The sequence below is a fragment of the Streptomyces coeruleofuscus genome, assembly GCF_039532725.1.
GTDB classification, from domain to species: domain Bacteria; phylum Actinomycetota; class Actinomycetes; order Streptomycetales; family Streptomycetaceae; genus Streptomyces; species Streptomyces coeruleofuscus.
On record NZ_BAAASE010000002.1, the window covers coordinates 717,821 to 734,995 of the forward strand.

The following is a 17,175-nucleotide window of genomic DNA, read 5'->3' on the forward strand; positions in this document are numbered from 1 at the left end:
ATCTCGCCCTTTCCAGTCACCGACTGGCTTGTCCCGGCCGGGAGTTGTGAAGGGAGTTCACCTGTCCGGAGAAGGGAGGGACCGGCCGGCCGATCGAGCAGCCCGCCGGTCCCTGCGACGGGGCCGTCAGCTGAGCGTGACCTGCCGGTTGGTGAGGCCGCCCCGCGCGCGGCGCTCGTCCGCCGTGAGCGGCGCGTCCGTGGTCAAGGCGGCGGCGAGGCGCTCGGCGAACTCCGCCGCCGGCTTCTCCACGTCCTCGGCCGTGACACCGCTCGGCAGGTCCCAGACCGGCACGGTGAGTCCGTGAGCGCGGAAGGAGCCGACCAGGCGGGTGCCCTCGCCCAGGCTCGACCGGCCCGCGGCGTGCAGCCGCGCGAGAGCGTCCAGAAGCTGCTCCTCGGGGTGGGGCATGACCCACCGCAAATGGTTCTTCTCGGGTGTCTCGCACCAGTAGGCGGCGTCCACGCCCTGGAGCTTGACGGTCGGGATGGCCGCGGCGTTGGCCCGCTCCAGGGAGGCGGTGACCTCGGGCGTGGCGTTCTCCGGGTCCGGCACCCAGAACTCGAATCCGCTGTGCACCTCTGGCTCGAAGGCACCCTTCGGGTCGAGCAGATCCTGGAGCCGCGGACCGTCGGCCGGGGCGCGGCGGCCCTGTACCGGTGTGCCGGGCTCGGCTTCCAGGGCGCGCTGGAGGATGTCGGCGAGGTCGCGGCTGATGTCGCCCGACGAGGTGTCGTTCTGGAGGCCGAGCATGACCGAGCCGTCGTCGCGGCGCAGGGCGGGCCAGGCCATGGGCAGGACCGTGGCCAGCGTGACCGCCGGGACGCCTTCGGGGAGGCCGTCCTTGAGCGTCAGCCCGACCGTGGCCGCCGGGACCAGCTCGCGCAGGGCCACCCAGTCGCACTCGCCGGGCAGGCCCTCGAAGGGGCGGTGCACCAGCTCGGTCGCGGCGTGGGCCGCGGCCCGGCCGTGACAGGCCTTGTAGCGTCGGCCGCTGCCGCAGGGGCACGGCTCACGAGCGCCGACGACCGGGATCTCTCCGTCCGTGATCTGCGGGCGCTTGGCCTTCGTCTGGGGTCGCTTCTTGGCCATCGATGGGTCTCCCGGTTACGGCTCGTCTCGTACGGTCGCGAGCCTAGCCGTTCGCGCCCCGGGCGACGGGAACCTGTGGACAACACGGGTCCTGTGGACAACGACGTTCCCGTGGACAACATCAATGGACGACGTCGTTCTCCGTTAACAACACGGCCCGTGGAGAGCGGGGTGGCCCGGCGCCGGGTCAGTCCATGTCCTCGAAGGCGTCCGCGAAGTCCAGCCCGGGTATCTGGGACACCGCCGGAGCGGTGACGCGTGTCGCGAAGTCGTCGCGGCGGTGGCCGGCGTCCGGGTCGTACACGTCGGCGTGGACGACGACCCACACGGTGACCTCGCCGCGGATGTCGTCCCGGACACCCCAGTCGTCGGCCAGCGCGGTGATGATGTTCAGCCCGCGGCCGCCGTGCGCCGTGACCGACGGGGTCGCCGGGGCGGGGCGGGTCGGGCCGCCGCCGTCCGTGACCTCGACGATGAGCCGGCCGGACGGGTCCACGCGCCACGCGGCACGGACATCACCGTCGCCGGAGAGCGCGTCGCCCAGGGGCCTGCCGTGTTTGCACGCGTTGCTCAGAAGTTCGGAAAGGACAAGTACGGCGTCGTCGATGACCGATTCCGCTACGCCACCTCTGCGCAACTGCGCGCGCATCCGGTGTCTCGCTTCCCCCACGCCCGCAGGGCCATGGGGTACGGCCATGCTCGACGACGTGGGCACGTCCTGTGCCACCACCAACGCCACCCCCGAGACCTCCTTCGCCCCACGCCACGGTGTGGATGCCCCATTGGCCTGTACCGGAAACCGGCCAATCCACGTCCTGTGACGCATTCACCACGATCGAATACGGATCGAACGCGCCGGAGCACTCCCTGTAATCATGTGGCTGGATTTCGTCGGTGTGGCCGAGACGCGAGGATCCCGCCCGTCGACCGGCGAGGTCAAGAGGGGTGCATGAGTCTGGTGTGATTCATGTGGTTGGCGCCGGCTCGGTACCTTCAGCGGCCGAGCTGGTCGAGCACCGCGCGCGGGCGGTTGGTGATGATGGCGTCGACACCGAGGCCGACGCAGAGATCCACGTCCTCGGGCTCGTTGACGGTCCACACGTGCACCTGGTGGCCGGCTTGCTTCAGGCGCTCCACGTAGAGGGGGTGGTTGCGCGCGATCCGGATGGACGGGCCCGCGATCCGCACGCCCGGGGGCAGGCGTCCGTCGCGCAGCCGGGGCGAGACGAACTGCGCCAGGTGGACCGTCGGCAGTGTCGGCGAGGCGGCACGCACGCGGTGCAGCGAGCGGGCCGAGAAGCTCATGACGCGCACCTGGGACTCCTCGGCGGTGGCCGGGGCGTCGAGACCGAACCGCTTCAGCAGGACCAGCAGCCGCTCCTCGACCTGCCCCGCCCAGCGCGTGGGGTGTTTGGTCTCGATGGCCAGTTCCACCCGGCGTCCGGCGTCGGAGACGAGTCCGAGCAGCCGCTCCAGGGTGAGGACGGACGTCGCCTCGCGGTCCTCCGGGCGGTGCTCCCAGTCGGGGTCCTCGTCACGCCCCTTGTAGGCCTCGCCCGTCTTCCAGGAGCCGAAGTCCAGGGCGGCGAGGTCGGCGAGCTCCAGGGCGGAGACCGCGCCGCGGCCGTTGGACGTACGGTTGATCCGGCGGTCGTGGACGCACACCAGGTGGCCGTCGGCCGTGAGGCGCACATCGCACTCGAGGGCGTCCGCGCCGTCCTCGATCGCCTTGGTGTACGCGGCCAGGGTGTGTTCCGGGGCGTCCTCGGAGGCACCGCGGTGGGCGACGACTTGAATCACATGCTGCCGTGCGTGGGTCACCGCGTCATGGTGCCACCGTGCGCGGGTACGCGTCCGGTCGGACGGACTCGACGGATGGGCAGGTCCGGACGGAGGCACTGGAATTGCATCCTTTTCGTCAGTAATGACCTATATAAAGAATGGCCCCGGACCCACAGCCACCGCTTATGGTGCTCTGACGGCCAGTGGGAAAAGCTGACGGCATACAAAGGGACAAGCACAGCTGTATCGCGCAGGACCGTCGCCGGCGTGAAAGAGCGTGACCGAGTGCGACCCAGAAGACAGCCGTGGATCGAGGAGAGAAGCTGTGAGCACCGAGAACGAGGGCACCGCGGTACCCCCCGCCCCGTCCGCACCCCCCGTGCCGGTGGACGCTCCCGCTGCTCCGGCCCCCCAGGGACAGCCGCCGCAGGGACAGGCGCCCCAGGGGCACGCACCTCAGGGACCGGGACCGTACGGACAGGACGCCCCGGGGCAGTCCGCCCACGGCCAGGGCGCTTCCGGCGACGCCGCGCAGCACGGCGTCTCCTCCTCAGCCCCCGACCCCTCCTGGCCGCCGCCCCCGCCGCCGGCCTCCCCGTCGTACGGTGACGGTGGTTCGGGTTCCGGCGGCTGGGGGTCCTCGTACCAGCAGCCGGCGCCGAAGTCCGGCCGTGGCCGCGGTGGTCTGGTCGCCGCGATCCTGGTGGCCGCGCTGGCGGCGGGCGGCCTGGGCGGCGGTCTCGGCTACACGCTGGCGAAGAACAACGACGAGAACACCGGCTCGACGACGGTCTCCGCCTCCACCAGCGGCGGCGATGTCAAGCGCGACCCGGGCACGGTCGCGGGCACGGCCGCCAAGGCGCTGCCGAGCACGGTCACGATCGAGGCCGAGAGCAACAGCGGCGAGGGCGGCACCGGCACGGGCTTCGTCTTCGACAAGCAGGGCCACATCGTCACCAACAACCACGTCGTGGCCGGCGCGGTGGACGGCGGCAAGCTCACCGCGACGTTCCCGAGCGGCAAGAAGTACGACGCCGAGGTGGTCGGGCACGCGCAGGGCTACGACGTGGCGGTCATCAAGCTCAAGAACGCCCCGGACGACCTGAAGCCGCTCACCCTCGGCGACTCGGACAAGGTGGCCGTCGGTGACGCGACCATCGCGATCGGTGCCCCCTTCGGCCTGTCCGACACGGTGACCACGGGCATCATCAGCGCCAAGAACCGCCCGGTCGCCTCCAGCGACGGCACCGGCAGCCAGGCGTCGTACATGAGCGCCCTCCAGACCGACGCCTCGATCAACCCGGGCAACTCCGGCGGACCGCTGCTGGACGCGCAGGGCAACGTCATCGGCATCAACTCCGCCATCCAGTCCACCGGCAACGGCGGCTTCGGCACCGGCCAGTCCGGCTCCATCGGCCTGGGCTTCGCCATCCCGATCAACCAGGCCGAGTACGTCGCCCAGGAGCTGATCAAGACCGGCAAGCCGGTGTACGCGAAGATCGGCGCGTCCGTCTCCCTGGACGACAGCTCCTCCGGCGCGCAGATCACCGACCAGGGCACGACACCGGTCGAGCCGGGCGGCCCGGCCGCCAAGGCCGGCCTCAAGCCCGGCGACGTCATCACCAAGCTCGACGACCGGGTGATCGACTCCGGCCCCACCCTGATCGGCGAGATCTGGACCCACAAGCCCGGCGACAAGGTCACGATCACCTACGAGCGCGGCGGCAAGGAGCACACCGTCGACCTCACCCTGGGCTCCCGCGTCGGCGACAACTGACCCGCACCTGCCCGCACGGACCCGTTACCCTTGTCCCCGCGCCGCCGATCACGGCCGGCGCGGGGAGGCGTGCCCGAGCGGCCGAAGGGAACGGTCTTGAAAACCGTCGTGGCAGCGATGTCACCGTGGGTTCAAATCCCACCGCCTCCGCGCAGGTCATAGATGTTGCAGGTCAGAAGGGGTGCCTCTCGCTGAGGAGCACCCCTTCTGCATGGGGTCTGTCTCACCTTGATTCGCCTCTGTCCCAGAATCGATCAGTGCGTGTGGACCAGGCGTGGACCACTGAGGGAACCACCGCGGGAAGAAATGGCAGGCCAGGCGGCTTGGGCATCGTCTGGTGGCCCGCCCTCCCCGACAACGCGACGCGAGTCATCCGACCTGAACTTCGCAAGAACATTGTCGGCGTCGTCGTCGGCGATGTACCCCATCTTTAGCTTCCTTGGCAGGGCGGGCCGCCTGGGAGTACCTGGGGGCACTCCCAGGCGGCCCGGTTCAGCGTCGCTCGAGCCAGTGGACAAACCACAGATACACGCCGGTCGCGGACGCTTGCATGACGAGGCGCACGAGTTCGTCGCTCGCGGTGTCCAGCAGCCGACGCGCCCGGATCCGGGCGAGGCTCATACGCCTGGGCTGCGGCTTCTCGCCGAGAGGGGGCCCCTCAAGGTGATCGTCAGGCTTGTCTTGTCGGTGGGAGCCCGTAGGCTCGTTCACGGTGGGAATCGTGACCTCCTCAGGTCGTCGGTTCTTGCTGTCGAAGTCGGTGGCCTCCTGCTCGCAACAGGGGGCCGCCGCCGTGTTGGCGGCGGCACCAAAGGCCACCGGGGACCATTGTGTGGGGTCGTGCTGACAACGGCGGAGAGCTCAGCGCCCCGACCTACGTGGTGGTGGCGCTGACCGGCTGGAGTCGCTCGTACATGGCGCGTCTATTGGCATTGGTGCACTGACCTGCGTAAATACGAGCCAGGGCGGTGGTCTGCCCGTTTACGTCGGCTACAGGGACGGTGCAGAACATGTTGCCCATGAACCACTCCGTTGCTTCGCCGCTGATCTCGGACAGGTCTGGTGACCTGCGTATTCGCGGCCATGTACCGACGCGCTCCTCGTTGTTCTCCTGCAAGTACTTCAGGGCGTAGAACTTCGGCACGTCCATGGAGGCCCGGTCGCCAGATGGACTCGCCGCCGGGATCTCCTCGGCACGGCGGATATTCGTTGTCCTGGTGGTAGCTGACGTGGGGGTGAGCCACCTTCATGGTCTGGCCCTCGAAGCCAGCGGTGGTCCTCCCGTCTCCTTCTGGAACGTGAGGTTGTCGCGCGCCTAGTCGGAGGTGACGAGGACGCACGCGACTCCTATCTCGCACCTGTGTGCTTGGGTGAGGTGTCCGTTCTCGTCCTGGCGGTCGACGTACTTGATTCGCTTGCCGAACTCGGCGACGCCCATGTCTGCCGGCTTCCTGTTCATGAAGTCGTCCTCCTCGTAGTCGCCCTTGACGTTGAGGATCTCGACGAGGGACTCGACGTCTTGTGCGATGACGTCGATCTCCGGCAGGACGCGGTCTGACCAGGCGATGCCGGTACACGGCGGGCCGCCTGGGAGTACCTGGGGGCACTCCCAGGCGGCCCGGTTCAGCGTCGCTCGAGCCAGTGGACAAACCACAGATACACGCCGGTCGCGGACGCTTGCATGACGAGGCGCACGAGTTCGTCGCTCGCGGTGTCCAGCAGCCGACGCGCCCGGATCCGGGCGAGGCTCATACGCCTGGGCTGCGGCTTCTCGCCGAGAGGGGGCCCCTCAAGGTGATCGTCAGGCTTGTCTTGTCGGTGGGAGCCCGTAGGCTCGTTCACGGTGGGAATCGTGACCTCCTCAGGTCGTCGGTTCTTGCTGTCGAAGTCGGTGGCCTCCTGCTCGCAACAGGGGGCCGCCGCCGTGTTGGCGGCGGCACCAAAGGCCACCGAGAAACATTCTGTGGCACGGCACTGACACGAAGCGGGTCAGCTGGGGCCGTACGTCTTGTCTGGCAGGTCGTTTCTACGGCACGCACCTGACAAATGAGAGGCACAGCTCCGTTTTCATAGAGGCAAGTTGCGTCCGCGCGCTTGTTTCACGTGAAACATGCTCATCGTCACCGCACTGCCAAGAAGGTCATTTCAGTCGCTCGACTTGCTGATAGTGGCACGCTCTCGACCCGAGCCGAATCTGGTTGTCCACAGGGTGCATGCAACCTCCATACGCCTGGGGATAGTTTGGCTTCCCGCGGTGGGTGGCCCGCGAGACGGCCATGTGGGTACCTGGCCACCCCGCACGAGATAGCGGGCTTGACCAGCGGGTATTCCCGTCCCCAGCCTGTGGGGGCGGGAGTGTCGTCAGTCGACCCAAGATTGCGACTTCAGGTGCGTGGTGAGAGCCGCCAATGGGGGCTCGGTAATCCGCAAAGAGGCATGGCGCCTGTTACGTATGGATAGAGCGCACGCAACGGCTCACGGATAGGTGCGGGGTCAGGGGAAGGAGGCTCGGTGCACGCGACACAGGTCCGATTGGCGAATTTGACGCCCTTGTTCGCCAGCCCCCTTTTCGCGCCGCCAGCGAGTTTTCGTACTAGCTGCCGGAGTCGGCGACGCCGGCCTGGTCTGCTTCCGGCAGGGATCCCCTGAGCTCTTGAAGTGCGCCGCCTGCTCGACGACGAAAGCCGCGACAGCTTCGTGTCGCCTTCGATCCTGTGCAGCACTCTGGTGAGGGCGTTGCCAACCGAACGGTAGTTACGGAGCCCCATCGCCCCGACGAGAACTTCGAGGCCAAGGGACCCAGGGGTGCAGTAGCCGACGGCTGCCATGCTGCCCACGCACGCAACTGCGAGATGCCACGAAGGGTTTCAGAAGCCGTCAATCAAGGCTGATTACCGCTGATGCTCGTCGGAATCTTGACCGTCTCCTTGGTCATGGAGCACCCGGTCGGCGGGGCAGCCCATGCGGCGGCTGTCGCGGTGGTGACCCTTCCGCACGAGGGTCAGCGAAGGTAGTTCACGTGTGAGCACAGGACCGCCGATGCGCCTGGCTGAGCCGCACCTGGGGTCGCCGAAAGCCGTCGCAGACCATGAGAGCGCCACCTCGCCAGAAAGTCAGAGGTGGCAGCCCTTGTAGTCGGAGAGGTCTTGGCCTACCTCTCGTCGGCAGCGTCGAGCACCCGCTCGATTTGCTCGTTCGAACGTTGCTGGTTTCCGTGAATTGCCTTGGCGTAGAAGCGGAACAGCACTGCAATGCTGTGACCAGCTCGCCTCGCCACTTCGGCTGCGGAGACGCCGGACTCAAGCCAGAGCGAGACACCCGCATGCCGCAGGGAGTACGGCACATCAGCCAGCGGCGAGGCCGCCTCGGACTCCGTCAGCACTGTGAGCCGGGCCGCTTTCCACACCTTCCCGTACTCCTTGGATAGGAGGTGGCCACCTTGGGCCGCTCGAAAGAGTCGGCCGTCCTCGGCGGTGCCGAAATCTTTGATGTGCTCGCGGACCAGGCGCACGAGAACCGGCGGAATCGGGACCGGCCGGGTAGCCTTACGGGCCCGCTTCTTCAGACCGCGCGTGTCGAACGACTCGCCCGTGTCGGTCCATCCGGAGCCGACTCGCGGCATGCTCGTGGAGAGCAGGACTTCACCCCAACCTGTCTCGGGAAGCGTGAAGTCGTCCTTACGCAGACTGGCCGCCTCACCAGGGCGGTTGGCCGCATAGTAGAGGCAGCCGAAGAAGGCCATCAGGTGTCGTCCGCGTAGGCCCTGGTCACCGACAGCGCTGATCAGCGCCTTCGCCAGCTTGGGCCCAGGGACGAACCGGAAATCGATCTCGTCGTCGGTCTCGGGCGGGGTCCAGTCGACCTTGTCGAGTGGCAGGGTCGTCAGCAACTCCCGCTCGACCGCGTACCGGAGACAGTTGCTGAAGACCGTCCGCTTGCGGTTCACGGTGTTCTCGGCAGCGGCTGTGCCGTCCTGCTTCAGTTTCAGGGCGTCGAGCGCCGTACGCACCACCGAAGGCGTATTGAGATCAGCGATGTCCACGGACTTGCGGCTGACCCAGTCCAGCGCGGCCACGATGTCGGTCGGCGGCTCCTCGATGTCGAGGCGGGGCCTCAGTATCCCGTCCTCGCCGAGAACGAACCGGTAGACCCACGAGTAGAGCGCGATCCGGAGAACCTTGGGAGGCGGAGCCCCACGGTTGTCCTTGACCAGTTTCGGCGTGATGGTGGCCAGCGTGTCAGCGATGCTTGCCCGGTGCTTGGCCGAGGCGCCAGGCCACTTCATCTCGGCGTACGCGCGCGCGTGGGCGTACCAGGTGGTGGAGTTGAGCGCCTGCACCTCCGAGGCTGGCAGACCGGTCTCCGTGTCGAACTGCTCGCGGTTGCGCAGGGCGGTCAACAGCTCCGAGCGACGACCATCGGCCTGAGCCTTGATCTTGTAGCTCTTGGAGAAGGGACGGGGGCCGACCCGCCACCGGAGCTGATAGGCCGCCGCACGGGAGGGCCGCTTGCGGATGCCCCAAATCTGCACGTCGTAGGTCAACACGCCTCCTGCACCTCGCAGGCGTCGAACCAAGCGTCGAGGTCGGTCCGGCGTATGCGGATCTGGCCGTTAGGGAGCTTCAAGTGCGGGGGCGCCTGGCCCCGAGCGCGCATGCGGTAGAAGGCGGCGCGGGAGACCCCGATCTCAGCCAGCGCTTCCACAAGCTTCAGCGTCTGCTTGTCGGCCTTGGTCGGGGTGGTCACAGCCAGGGGTCTCCTTCGCTCTTGCGTCGTTCTGTGTCTGCGATGTCATGGCGGGCCTGGGCGGCGAGGAGTTCCTCGCCAGGGCGGTAGCCGCTGCTGAGGTAGGTCCATGAGGAGGCGGTGACGAGGGTGGTCTCGTCAGTGGTGGGAAGGCCGGCGCGGGCACGTGCGGCTTCTGCCTGGGTGAGGCGCCAAGCACGGCGTACGTCGCGGAGTGCGCCGAGGGTGGTGGAGTAGGCGCGGGACTTGCTGGAGAAGTGGCCTCGGAAGCCGAGCATGTGGGCCCACTTCCAGAGCTTGAGTTCGGCGAACTCCGGTAGGTTCCCGAGGTCCCAGGCGGTGCGGATCATCTGCCGCACGTGCCGTTGCACCGGTAGGGCCTTAATGGGTTCGGCCTGCCCGGTACCTTCGCAGTCGTCGCACAGGTCGCGGAAACCGTCGGGACCTCGTACGTAACCGCGTCCCTGGCAGGGACGGCACATGAGGGTGCGGTCTACGGTGCCAGCGCCTTCGGCGTTCTTGGTGGCGTACTTGGCGACGTATCCGGCGACCTTGGCGTCGGTGAGCTCGCCGTCGCCCAAGGCGGAGATCTGGTCGACCTTGAACCGGTCGCCCCACTTGATCACGCGCTCGCCGATGGCGTCGGACTCGACGGTGAGCCGGGCCCGCTCGACCGCCAGGCCCACCGCGACCTGGAGGGCGTCGAAGGTGGCCCAGGACGGGGGTGGTGTGGTGTGGCCGTCGGGTCCGTCGAAACGGATCACAGCGTGGAAGTGGACCAGGCCGCGCTTCTGGTACTCGGCGACCTTGGCGAAGGAGACGCGGAGAGCGGAGTTCAGTGCCTTCTGCGTCATGCCGAGGTGTCCAGCCAGGGCGCGGCGCAGGTAGATGGTGAAGCGCCCCCACAGCTGCCCGGCATGGGCGTTCCAGAGCACGGCGCCGGTGTAGTCGTAGGTGGCCGGATCCAGCGGAGTGCCCAAGGCGGGGTCGTCCTCGGTGTGGTGGCTGCCGCAGCCGCAGGGGCGAGTCTTGCCCGTGCTGTCGGTCTTGCGGTTGTGGACGGGACCGAAGGACGGGGCAGTGAGGGTGACGAAGGCGCGGGGGTGGTCGCGGACGGTTTCGGCGACGTTCTTGCCGCCGGACAGCCCGGCCTTGATCAGGTGGTAGGTGTCGGCGGCGTAGACGCGGGAGCAGGCGGGGCAGCGGGAGGCACGGCGGTTGCCGCAGGTGGTCAGGAGGCGTCCGGAGGGCTCGTCTTCGGAGCGGTAGGAGCGGACTACTTCCTTGGTCGCCGAGTCGGTGGTGATCGTCCAGCCGTGGAGGTTGACGGGGCTTGTGCAGCCGCGCAGGTCGCGGACCTGTTCGGTGACGCGGTTGAAGTCGTGGGTGTTGGCCAGCTCGATCAGGTCCCGCAGGCCGGGGCTGACGACGTGCCGCAGGTCGAGGGGGCGGCGCATGAGTGGCGGGGTGTCCTTTCTGGCATCAAGGTGGGGCCCGCGGGCAGCAGCGATTCAGTGCGCTCGGGCTGCTGCCCGCAGGCATGACGGGGCGAGCCCAGGGGCGGGCGGGGCGGGGGAGCCGGAGAGGCCGGCGGAGAGTGCGGCCCTACAGGGCGGCGTGGAGGGCAGTGGCCATGGGCAGGCCGATGCCGAGTCGCGTCTTCAGCTGGGCCGGAGTGATCGCTTCTCCGTGCTCGGCGTGGTGGGACGCGGCGATGGAGCGCGCTTCGGTCAGCAGCGGCTCAGGCACCTTGGGCGCAGGCGGGGCGGTACTCGGAGTCACCTGGGCCGGGTGCGGGACTAGGCCCGGCGCGACGGGCGGGGCCGGAGCTGCGAGCGGTGCGCCACCGGGGGCCGAGGTGAGGGCCTTCTCGGGCTCTGGTTCGGTCTCTTCCGCTTCGGGGGCAGGGTCGGTGGGGCGGGTGACGGTGTGGAAGGCGCGCAGGAGTTGCGGCCCGACCATGCCCCAGCCGAGCAGTAGCAGGGGAGCCACGGCGTCCACGGCTGCCCGGCCGTAGTGTCCGGCGGCGATGGGTTCGGCGACGTTGAGGGCCAGCGTCAGCAGCCCGGAGAAGTGCATCAGCCGGGTGGCGGCCGTCATCTGTTCGGCGGGCAGACCGCGCACGGAGAGGTAGCGCAGGGCGACCAGCAGGCCGACCACGGAAAGGTCCACCATCGGAGCGATGAGCGGTGCGATCGGTGAGGGGACGCCCAAGCGAAGGGCGAGAGACCAGACGTTGCCGAAGGAGAAGACGAATGCCAGCACGGCAATGACGATCATCACGGCGGTGATGGTGCGCTGAGTGATCCGGTCCTCTGTCAAGGAGTTCACCTCCCTTCACTGCTGTGTCACGGGGCGGGGATCGAGGGTCAGGCGGCGTCGGCGTCGGCTTTCTTCAGGTCGACGTCCCTGTCCCACATGCGCGGGCCCAGGAAGGCTTCCAGGAGCGCGGAGGGGTCGGCGGTCAGGTGGGCGGTGCTGTCGGCGATGTGGGCGGCGTCGGCGTCGGAGACGTACGGAGTGCGGATGCGGGTGAAGCCGGGCTGCGACTGGTGGTTCATCGAGGCGACGCCGACATAGGTCGGGTCCTGGAGGTTGATCGGGTTGGCGTCGGGCCACTCCCGGATCTCCTCGCCCAGAGCGGCGACGGCGGCCTCAGCGGTCTTCTGCGCGAAGCTCAAGCCCACGGGGCACACGTCACGGATGAAGGTCGGGATCGCATCGCCGGTGGACTTCTGGGTGGCGAGGATGACGAGCATCCCCACCGAGCGGCCCTTCTTGACCAGGTCCTCGACGAGCCGGGCGTTCTCGGCAGCGAGAGCGGCGAGCTTCTTGGTCTTCGGGTCGCTGCCCTTGTGGTCGCGGAAGTACGTGTGTGCTTCGTCGATGACCAGCACGACCAGCGGCCAGTTCTCTGATGGACCCACATCCCACATGGACTTCACGCCGAGCGCCTTACGAGCCCAGGCCGACCGGAGGCGCCGCAGCTCCACCAGGTCCCTGAACAGCTTGTTGGCCTCTTCCAAGTCATCCCCGACGAAGGCGAACATGCGCTGTACCCAGTCGGCATAGTCACCTTCATGTGCGGCGGACACCTTGCCGTCCGCGCAGGCGAACTGCACGCAGGGAGAAGGCGCCCAGTCCGAGAGAAGCCGGTTGATCAGGCTCGTCTTGCCGAAGCCGGGAAGGCCGGCCACGGTCACTCCGGGCACCTGCGTGAGGTCTACCGAGACCGGCTGTGCGTACTCGTCCAAGCCCAAGTCCCACCGGGCCGTCTCGTCCGGCACGTCACCCGTGGGCTGGTGTTCAGTGGGGAGCTTCAGCGGGTCGAGCCGCACGCCCCGGATGACGACCTGCCCGGGCTTGTCCTGCGTGATCGCGACCCGCGTGCATTTCCAGGCGTCGGCCAGATGCGGGGCCGCCTTCTGGAACTGCTCCAGTCCCACGCCGGGCAGGCAGCTCGCCCGCGCGATCACGCCGTACGCGTCATACGTGACTTTGAGGGTTGGGATGAGGACGCGAGGCTTGATCGGCTTACCGTCGGTGTTCGCCAGCGCCGCGAGCGCGGTCGGAGTCTTGTCCGTGGCCGCCAGCTTGAGCATCGGCGCGAGCCGCTTCCAGCCCCAACGCACCCGAACCGCTTGCCGGATGGACTGCCGGGTCATGGCGTCGGCGCGCAGATAGCGGACCACCCACCACACCGCCCAGCCGACGAGCACCACCAGTGCCATGTCGACCACCAGGGAGCCGTAAGGGATGACCCCTTCTGTCGGGTCGTTCGGACCGTTCATATGTCGAGCTCCAGAGGGTTGTAGAGGAAGGCCGCGAGGGCCTCTTCGAGGGCCGCCCGGTCGGCCGAGGCGTCGAGGCGGGGATAGCCGTAGCCGACGAGCACGCCCGCCACCGAGGTCACGAGGGATTCGGTGAACCGGGCATCCGGCCCGGCGTGAGGCAACGGGTAGCTGCGCTCAGCGCCGAACCGGAGAGCCGTGCCGCTCACGCCGCTTCAGCGGCCGGGGCCACCAGGTCCAGCCGGTCCGCGCGGTAGGCGATGCCGTCCGAGAGCGAGCCATTGAAGATTCGCGCCCACGGGGTGGCGAACAGCTCCACCGGCATGACCGGGAGACCGGGCTTGAGGCCGTCAGGAAGACCGGTCTCCGGGACAGTGATCTTCAGTGCCTCGGCGCGGCCCTCCTCCATGAAGAAGAGGGTGATCGTGTAGAGCTTCGCGCCTGTCTCACGGTCGGTGGCGAACTGCGTCTTCTCCTGGTCCGCGTACTTCGGCACCGGCAGGGTTCCGACCATGAACGACGAGGTGGGGAGCAGGCCAACACGGATGCGTGCCATGGGAGTTGCTTCCTTTCGGTTGCGCTCCGCCAGGCGGCGGGGCGTGATCACCATTGAACATAGCTGACCTAGCACTGTCAAGTGTGTGTGGTGAGCTAGGTGTCAGCTGACGTAGCCCACCTATGTCAGTGGGGTGTGCTAGGGGTGCTAAGATCGCTACTCTTGGGCCATGAGCCCCGCGCCAGAGAGCAAGCAGGACCGTCGGCCGCCGTATCAGCACGCTGCCGACGAGCTTCGGCGCGACATCTTGCAGGGACGGATCAAGCCGGGCGAGCAGATGCCGTCCATTCGCGAGCTACAGGAACGCTTCGGCGTGGCCAACATGACCGCGAGGGGCGCACTCAACGTGCTGCGCGACGAAGGCTTGATCTACACGATCCACGGGCGAGGCAGCTTCGTAGCTGACCATGGCGCCGCCGGCGAGTTCTCGGTGGGCTACACCCCGCCAGCCTGGTATCTCGCCAACAGGGACAAGACGCCCCCTCAGGCAGAACAGACGGAGGGAAGCCCCGACGGCTCCGAAGCCACCGGGGCCACCCTCACTGAAATGCTCACTGCGCTACGTGACGAGCTCCGTGCCCTCAGCGCTGATCATCAGGAACTGCGGCGTGAGGTCGAGGAGCTGAAGTCTCAGCAATCGAAGTCGCAGCCCTGAGCTGAGCCACTTCCTCACGCAGTGCTCTGGTCTCCATGCTGAGACGACCGACCATTGCCCGCATCTCTTGGATCAGCGCGGCCACTTGATCCGCGTCTTCGACGTGAATGCTGGTCAACCCCATCTCGTAGTCCGCTATGTGCTCGGCCATGTCTCCCGCTTGCCGCCCGTGCCGTCGATGCGTATCGCGCTTCCGCGCTTCCTCACAGCCGCTGACCGTCCCCACGGCGTTGAGCGGCTCTTTTGCTGATCTGCCATCGCCCTGCCCTGCGGAGCTGTTCAGAGTTTCTTTACTGGATCAAGGCGGCCCGCCTACGGCGGGCCGCGCGCGCTGGCGGCCCGGGGCCGCCGCCGCTCCTTGTCTCCGCCACCGCTCCGGCGGCCCCCCGCCGCTCAGCGCGCACAACCGCCAGGGCGGACAACCAGACCAGGAAGCAACGCGCCCACTCCGAGCACCAGGACCAGGCCGGGACGCGTCAACCTCGACCGAGCCACCAGACCGCACACAGTTCACATCCGCACGGCCGATGGAGTCGCATGGCATGTCGGCAACGCTCATGCAAGATCGGGGGCCAGGCCATGACGTTTGGAAGAAGCGTGGTTGAGGCCGGCGAGTGGTTGCTCGAAGCACACGTGGCGGGTGTTCGTTCGGCTCGCCCGCCGTCATGGCTGACTTTCGGTGGCTCAGGTCAAGGCCCTTCCTCGTTGGACAACATGAAGCCGAGGGGCCGCACCCGCATCCGAGCACGCCAACTGCCCCGGCTACCATCGGCACCGGGGTCCTGATCAGGGCTTCCGCGACCGGACCACCCGGAATGCTGTCCAGGCTGAGGGGTGGTCCGGTCTCTTGTTGTTGGTCTTGGTTATGCGAGCGCCGCCGGGCGAACCGGGCTCTAAAGGCAGCTCAGGGCCTTACCCACCTCGTAGATGGTCGGCCGGTCTTCGGGAGCATGGCTGAGCATCGCCTCGATCAACTCGCCCAGTTCGCCAGGCGCCTTGACGGGGCGGCGTCTGCCGTTGGCCACGGCTTCTCTCTGGACGGGGCGTGGAGCGTCGTCCGAGTACTCGATGGCCCGCCAACCGGTGGCCGAGATGAGCAGGGAGGCGCCGAGGGCGTAGATGTCGGCTTCCGGCGTAGGCTCGGCTTCCCCTGTGGCGAGCACGCTGCGCGCAATCTCCGGTGCTTCGTAGTGGACGAGGCAGCCGCGGAACGGGAAGTCGTACCCCTCGGGGACGTGCCCACCTCGGGCTAGAGCCAGATCGATGAGATGCGTCCGCTCCGGCCCGACGATGAAGTGGGCGGGCTGTACGTCGCCGTGGGCCCAGCCCTTGGCGTGCAGTTCGGCCAGAGCTTCGACACAGCCCAGCGCCACGCTGGAGTGCGGTGCGACGGACGAGTCTTCGCTACGGCAGGGCTCCCACAGTCGGTACAGGTCCGGCCCTTCATGCCACGGCTGGAAGTTCCACGTCCCGTGCTCCCATTCTCCGTACGCGAAGTCGTCGAATCCGAGGCGATGCAGCACGGCACCCTCGCGTGCGGGCGCGAGGGCGGTCCAGGGCTGGGCGGGCCAGTCGGCCGTAGCCTCGATCGGATAGCCGACCTTGACGGCGTAGTGACCTCGATGGCCCTGCACCTCCCAGACCATGGAGCCCCGGCGGTTCAGGACGAGGCGCTGAGACGTGGGCATGAGGGCGTCGAGCACCACGATCGGCAGTTCAGAGAGTGAGCCGGACAACGTCTGTTCTCCTTCCGAGCGAACGCGGCCGACCACGAGTCGAGGCCGGCCGCGCCGCTGCTGTCGTGTTGCTACGCCTGGCCGTACGGGCGGCCGCAGTCGGAGTCGCACTGGGCAAGGTTCGTGCCGTCCACGGTCCACAGGTCGTCGAAGACCATGAAGCCCGCAGTCTTCATGGCCCGTGCCGAAGCGGCGACCTGCTTCGGATCACGGGCGCCACCACCGGGCTTCGGGTTGTGGTGCAGGAAGCGGCCCGCGTACCGCTCGCACACCTCGGCGTACTCCTTCGTGTGCAGGATGAGCGCGTGCAGGCCCAGGTCCACGTCGTCCGACGGGACCATGGGGACGATCGCGGTGGCTGCGGTGACCACGAAGGCCAGCGCCTGGTCCGCGATCTGCTCGGCACGCTCGGGTGACTGCCCGTTGTGGACGACCACGAAGTGGGCGAGGCTCTGGAACAGCTCCTCGCCAGCCACCGCGCGGCCGGTCCTCTGGGCGTTCGCCGTTGCCGTCATGCGAGTACTCCCTTTTGGGTAGTGGAGCGTGGCACTTTCAGGGTTGGGAGCCGCCTCGAACGGGCGTGGGGGAACCAGGGAATGAGCACCCGCCCGGGGCGGCCGGTCTACTGGCCGACAGCGAGAGCCATGCCGATCACCAGGCCGCACGACCCGCTGATCATGATGATGAAGAGGACTCCGGCGTATCGGCCGATGGCGCGCATCACAGGCCGTCCCTGCTGTTGCCGTTCTTGATGGCCAGGCGTGCGCTCAGTTCCTCCCGAGCACTCGGCTGCACCACCTTGTCCGGCATGGCATCCCACTCCCGGCCGCCGCCGATGGGCCGTATCTGCACTCGACCGCCGAGCTCACCCATAACGATGCCGATACGTCCCTTGGCGGTGTCCTTCGCCAGTTCACCGATGCCTGGTCTGGTCTGCTGGTTGCTCGCCATGCAAGGGAGCATCGCGATCGGAGGGCCGTCGCTAAAAGGTCAGGCTGATTACCCAACTTGGGTAATATCGCGGGAAGTAGATAACCAGC

At 67.9% G+C, this 17,175-nt stretch carries 18 protein-coding genes and 1 tRNA gene; 3 read left to right on the forward strand and 16 right to left on the reverse strand.

All coding sequences use genetic code 11. The features are described 5' to 3' along the window. Positions 1–126: 126 nt before the first annotated feature. The 3 genes from ABFX81_RS10360 to ABFX81_RS10370 all read right to left on the reverse strand — a co-directional run bounded on the left by ABFX81_RS10360 (position 127) and on the right by ABFX81_RS10370 (position 2,913). Positions 127–1,092 carry a DUF5926 family protein gene (locus ABFX81_RS10360; RefSeq protein ID WP_086849332.1) on the reverse strand — a complete coding sequence of 322 codons (966 nt, stop codon included), beginning with the start codon at positions 1,090–1,092 and terminating at the stop codon, positions 127–129. A 187-nt stretch (positions 1,093–1,279) separates the two neighbouring features. Then, positions 1,280–1,918, reverse strand: a complete 639-nt coding sequence (locus tag ABFX81_RS10365) for an ATP-binding protein (RefSeq protein WP_346137937.1) — start codon at positions 1,916–1,918, stop codon at positions 1,280–1,282. Between the two features lie 167 nt (positions 1,919–2,085). Next, on the reverse strand, positions 2,086–2,913 hold the full coding sequence (locus tag ABFX81_RS10370; protein ID WP_346137938.1) for a glycerophosphodiester phosphodiesterase: 828 nt from the start codon (positions 2,911–2,913) through the stop codon (positions 2,086–2,088). Positions 2,914–3,199: 286 nt separating this feature from the next. On the opposite strand from ABFX81_RS10370, the gene ABFX81_RS10375 reads away from it, so the two are divergent. Together ABFX81_RS10375 and ABFX81_RS10380 are read left to right on the forward strand one after the other, a co-directional pair. Continuing rightward, complete coding sequence (locus ABFX81_RS10375; RefSeq protein ID WP_346137939.1) at positions 3,200–4,651, forward strand: S1C family serine protease; 1,452 nt, start codon at positions 3,200–3,202, stop codon at positions 4,649–4,651. 63 nt (positions 4,652–4,714) lie between these two features. Continuing rightward, a tRNA-Ser gene (locus ABFX81_RS10380) sits at positions 4,715–4,801 on the forward strand. Between the two features lie 342 nt (positions 4,802–5,143). Here ABFX81_RS10380 and ABFX81_RS10385 read toward each other — a convergent pair. The 10 genes from ABFX81_RS10385 to ABFX81_RS10430 form a co-directional block, all read right to left on the reverse strand. Further along, positions 5,144–5,470, reverse strand: coding sequence for a hypothetical protein (locus tag ABFX81_RS10385; RefSeq protein WP_346137940.1), 327 nt, complete (start codon positions 5,468–5,470; stop codon positions 5,144–5,146). A gap of 55 nt (positions 5,471–5,525) precedes the next feature. Beyond that, on the reverse strand, positions 5,526–5,801 hold the full coding sequence (locus tag ABFX81_RS10390) for a hypothetical protein (RefSeq protein ID WP_086855663.1): 276 nt from the start codon (positions 5,799–5,801) through the stop codon (positions 5,526–5,528). Positions 5,802–5,966: 165 nt separating this feature from the next. After that, positions 5,967–6,305, reverse strand: a complete 339-nt coding sequence (locus ABFX81_RS10395) for a hypothetical protein (protein ID WP_086855662.1) — start codon at positions 6,303–6,305, stop codon at positions 5,967–5,969. A gap of 1,497 nt (positions 6,306–7,802) precedes the next feature. Beyond that, a complete protein-coding gene (locus tag ABFX81_RS10400) occupies positions 7,803–9,197 on the reverse strand; it encodes a site-specific integrase (protein WP_086841556.1) in 1,395 nt (464 codons plus the stop codon). Continuing rightward, a complete protein-coding gene (locus ABFX81_RS10405; protein WP_086841554.1) occupies positions 9,191–9,397 on the reverse strand; it encodes a helix-turn-helix domain-containing protein in 207 nt (68 codons plus the stop codon). The genes ABFX81_RS10400 and ABFX81_RS10405 overlap by 7 nt, the downstream gene beginning before the upstream one ends. After that, the gene (locus ABFX81_RS10410; protein ID WP_346137941.1) at positions 9,394–10,854 is read right to left on the reverse strand and encodes a replication initiator; all 1,461 of its coding nucleotides are present in this window, start codon (positions 10,852–10,854) and stop codon (positions 9,394–9,396) included. The genes ABFX81_RS10405 and ABFX81_RS10410 overlap by 4 nt, the downstream gene beginning before the upstream one ends. 148 nt (positions 10,855–11,002) lie before the next feature. Then, positions 11,003–11,719, reverse strand: a complete 717-nt coding sequence (locus tag ABFX81_RS10415) for a DUF2637 domain-containing protein (RefSeq protein WP_086851093.1) — start codon at positions 11,717–11,719, stop codon at positions 11,003–11,005. 47 nt (positions 11,720–11,766) lie between these two features. Next, positions 11,767–13,188: a cell division protein FtsK gene (locus tag ABFX81_RS10420; RefSeq protein ID WP_346137942.1), complete on the reverse strand. Its 1,422-nt coding sequence runs from the start codon at positions 13,186–13,188 to the stop codon at positions 11,767–11,769. Then, complete coding sequence (locus ABFX81_RS10425) at positions 13,185–13,397, reverse strand: hypothetical protein (RefSeq protein WP_086851067.1); 213 nt, start codon at positions 13,395–13,397, stop codon at positions 13,185–13,187. Before ABFX81_RS10425 ends, ABFX81_RS10420 begins: the two co-directional genes overlap by 4 nt. Beyond that, on the reverse strand, positions 13,394–13,744 hold the full coding sequence (locus tag ABFX81_RS10430; protein ID WP_086851069.1) for an SCO3933 family regulatory protein: 351 nt from the start codon (positions 13,742–13,744) through the stop codon (positions 13,394–13,396). Before ABFX81_RS10430 ends, ABFX81_RS10425 begins: the two co-directional genes overlap by 4 nt. 169 nt (positions 13,745–13,913) lie before the next feature. Between ABFX81_RS10430 and ABFX81_RS10435 the strand changes: the two genes are divergently transcribed. Beyond that, positions 13,914–14,399: a GntR family transcriptional regulator gene (locus tag ABFX81_RS10435; protein ID WP_086851071.1), complete on the forward strand. Its 486-nt coding sequence runs from the start codon at positions 13,914–13,916 to the stop codon at positions 14,397–14,399. Positions 14,400–15,292: 893 nt separating this feature from the next. On the opposite strand, the gene ABFX81_RS10440 is transcribed toward ABFX81_RS10435, so the two are convergent. The 3 genes from ABFX81_RS10440 to ABFX81_RS10450 form a co-directional block, all read right to left on the reverse strand. Next, positions 15,293–16,135, reverse strand: a complete 843-nt coding sequence (locus ABFX81_RS10440; RefSeq protein WP_086851073.1) for a protein kinase domain-containing protein — start codon at positions 16,133–16,135, stop codon at positions 15,293–15,295. 71 nt (positions 16,136–16,206) lie between these two features. Beyond that, entirely contained in the window at positions 16,207–16,650 is a 444-nt protein-coding gene (locus ABFX81_RS10445; RefSeq protein ID WP_086851075.1) for a glycine-rich domain-containing protein, read from the reverse strand. 205 nt (positions 16,651–16,855) lie between these two features. After that, entirely contained in the window at positions 16,856–17,098 is a 243-nt protein-coding gene (locus tag ABFX81_RS10450) for a hypothetical protein (RefSeq protein ID WP_086851077.1), read from the reverse strand. Positions 17,099–17,175 lie beyond the last annotated feature (77 nt).

Coding starts and splice junctions, on each gene's coding strand:
- ABFX81_RS10360 (WP_086849332.1), bottom strand. CDS start 1,092: ATGGCCAAGAAGCGACCCCAGACGAAGGCCAAGCGCCCGCAGATCACG.
- ABFX81_RS10435 (WP_086851071.1), top strand. CDS start 13,914: ATGAGCCCCGCGCCAGAGAGCAAGCAGGACCGTCGGCCGCCGTATCAG.
- ABFX81_RS10390 (WP_086855663.1), bottom strand. CDS start 5,801: ATGGACGTGCCGAAGTTCTACGCCCTGAAGTACTTGCAGGAGAACAAC.
- ABFX81_RS10420 (WP_346137942.1), bottom strand. CDS start 13,188: ATGAACGGTCCGAACGACCCGACAGAAGGGGTCATCCCTTACGGCTCC.
- ABFX81_RS10450 (WP_086851077.1), bottom strand. CDS start 17,098: ATGCTCCCTTGCATGGCGAGCAACCAGCAGACCAGACCAGGCATCGGT.
- ABFX81_RS10410 (WP_346137941.1), bottom strand. CDS start 10,854: ATGCGCCGCCCCCTCGACCTGCGGCACGTCGTCAGCCCCGGCCTGCGG.
- ABFX81_RS10365 (WP_346137937.1), bottom strand. CDS start 1,918: ATGCGTCACAGGACGTGGATTGGCCGGTTTCCGGTACAGGCCAATGGG.
- ABFX81_RS10430 (WP_086851069.1), bottom strand. CDS start 13,744: ATGGCACGCATCCGTGTTGGCCTGCTCCCCACCTCGTCGTTCATGGTC.
- ABFX81_RS10445 (WP_086851075.1), bottom strand. CDS start 16,650: ATGACGGCAACGGCGAACGCCCAGAGGACCGGCCGCGCGGTGGCTGGC.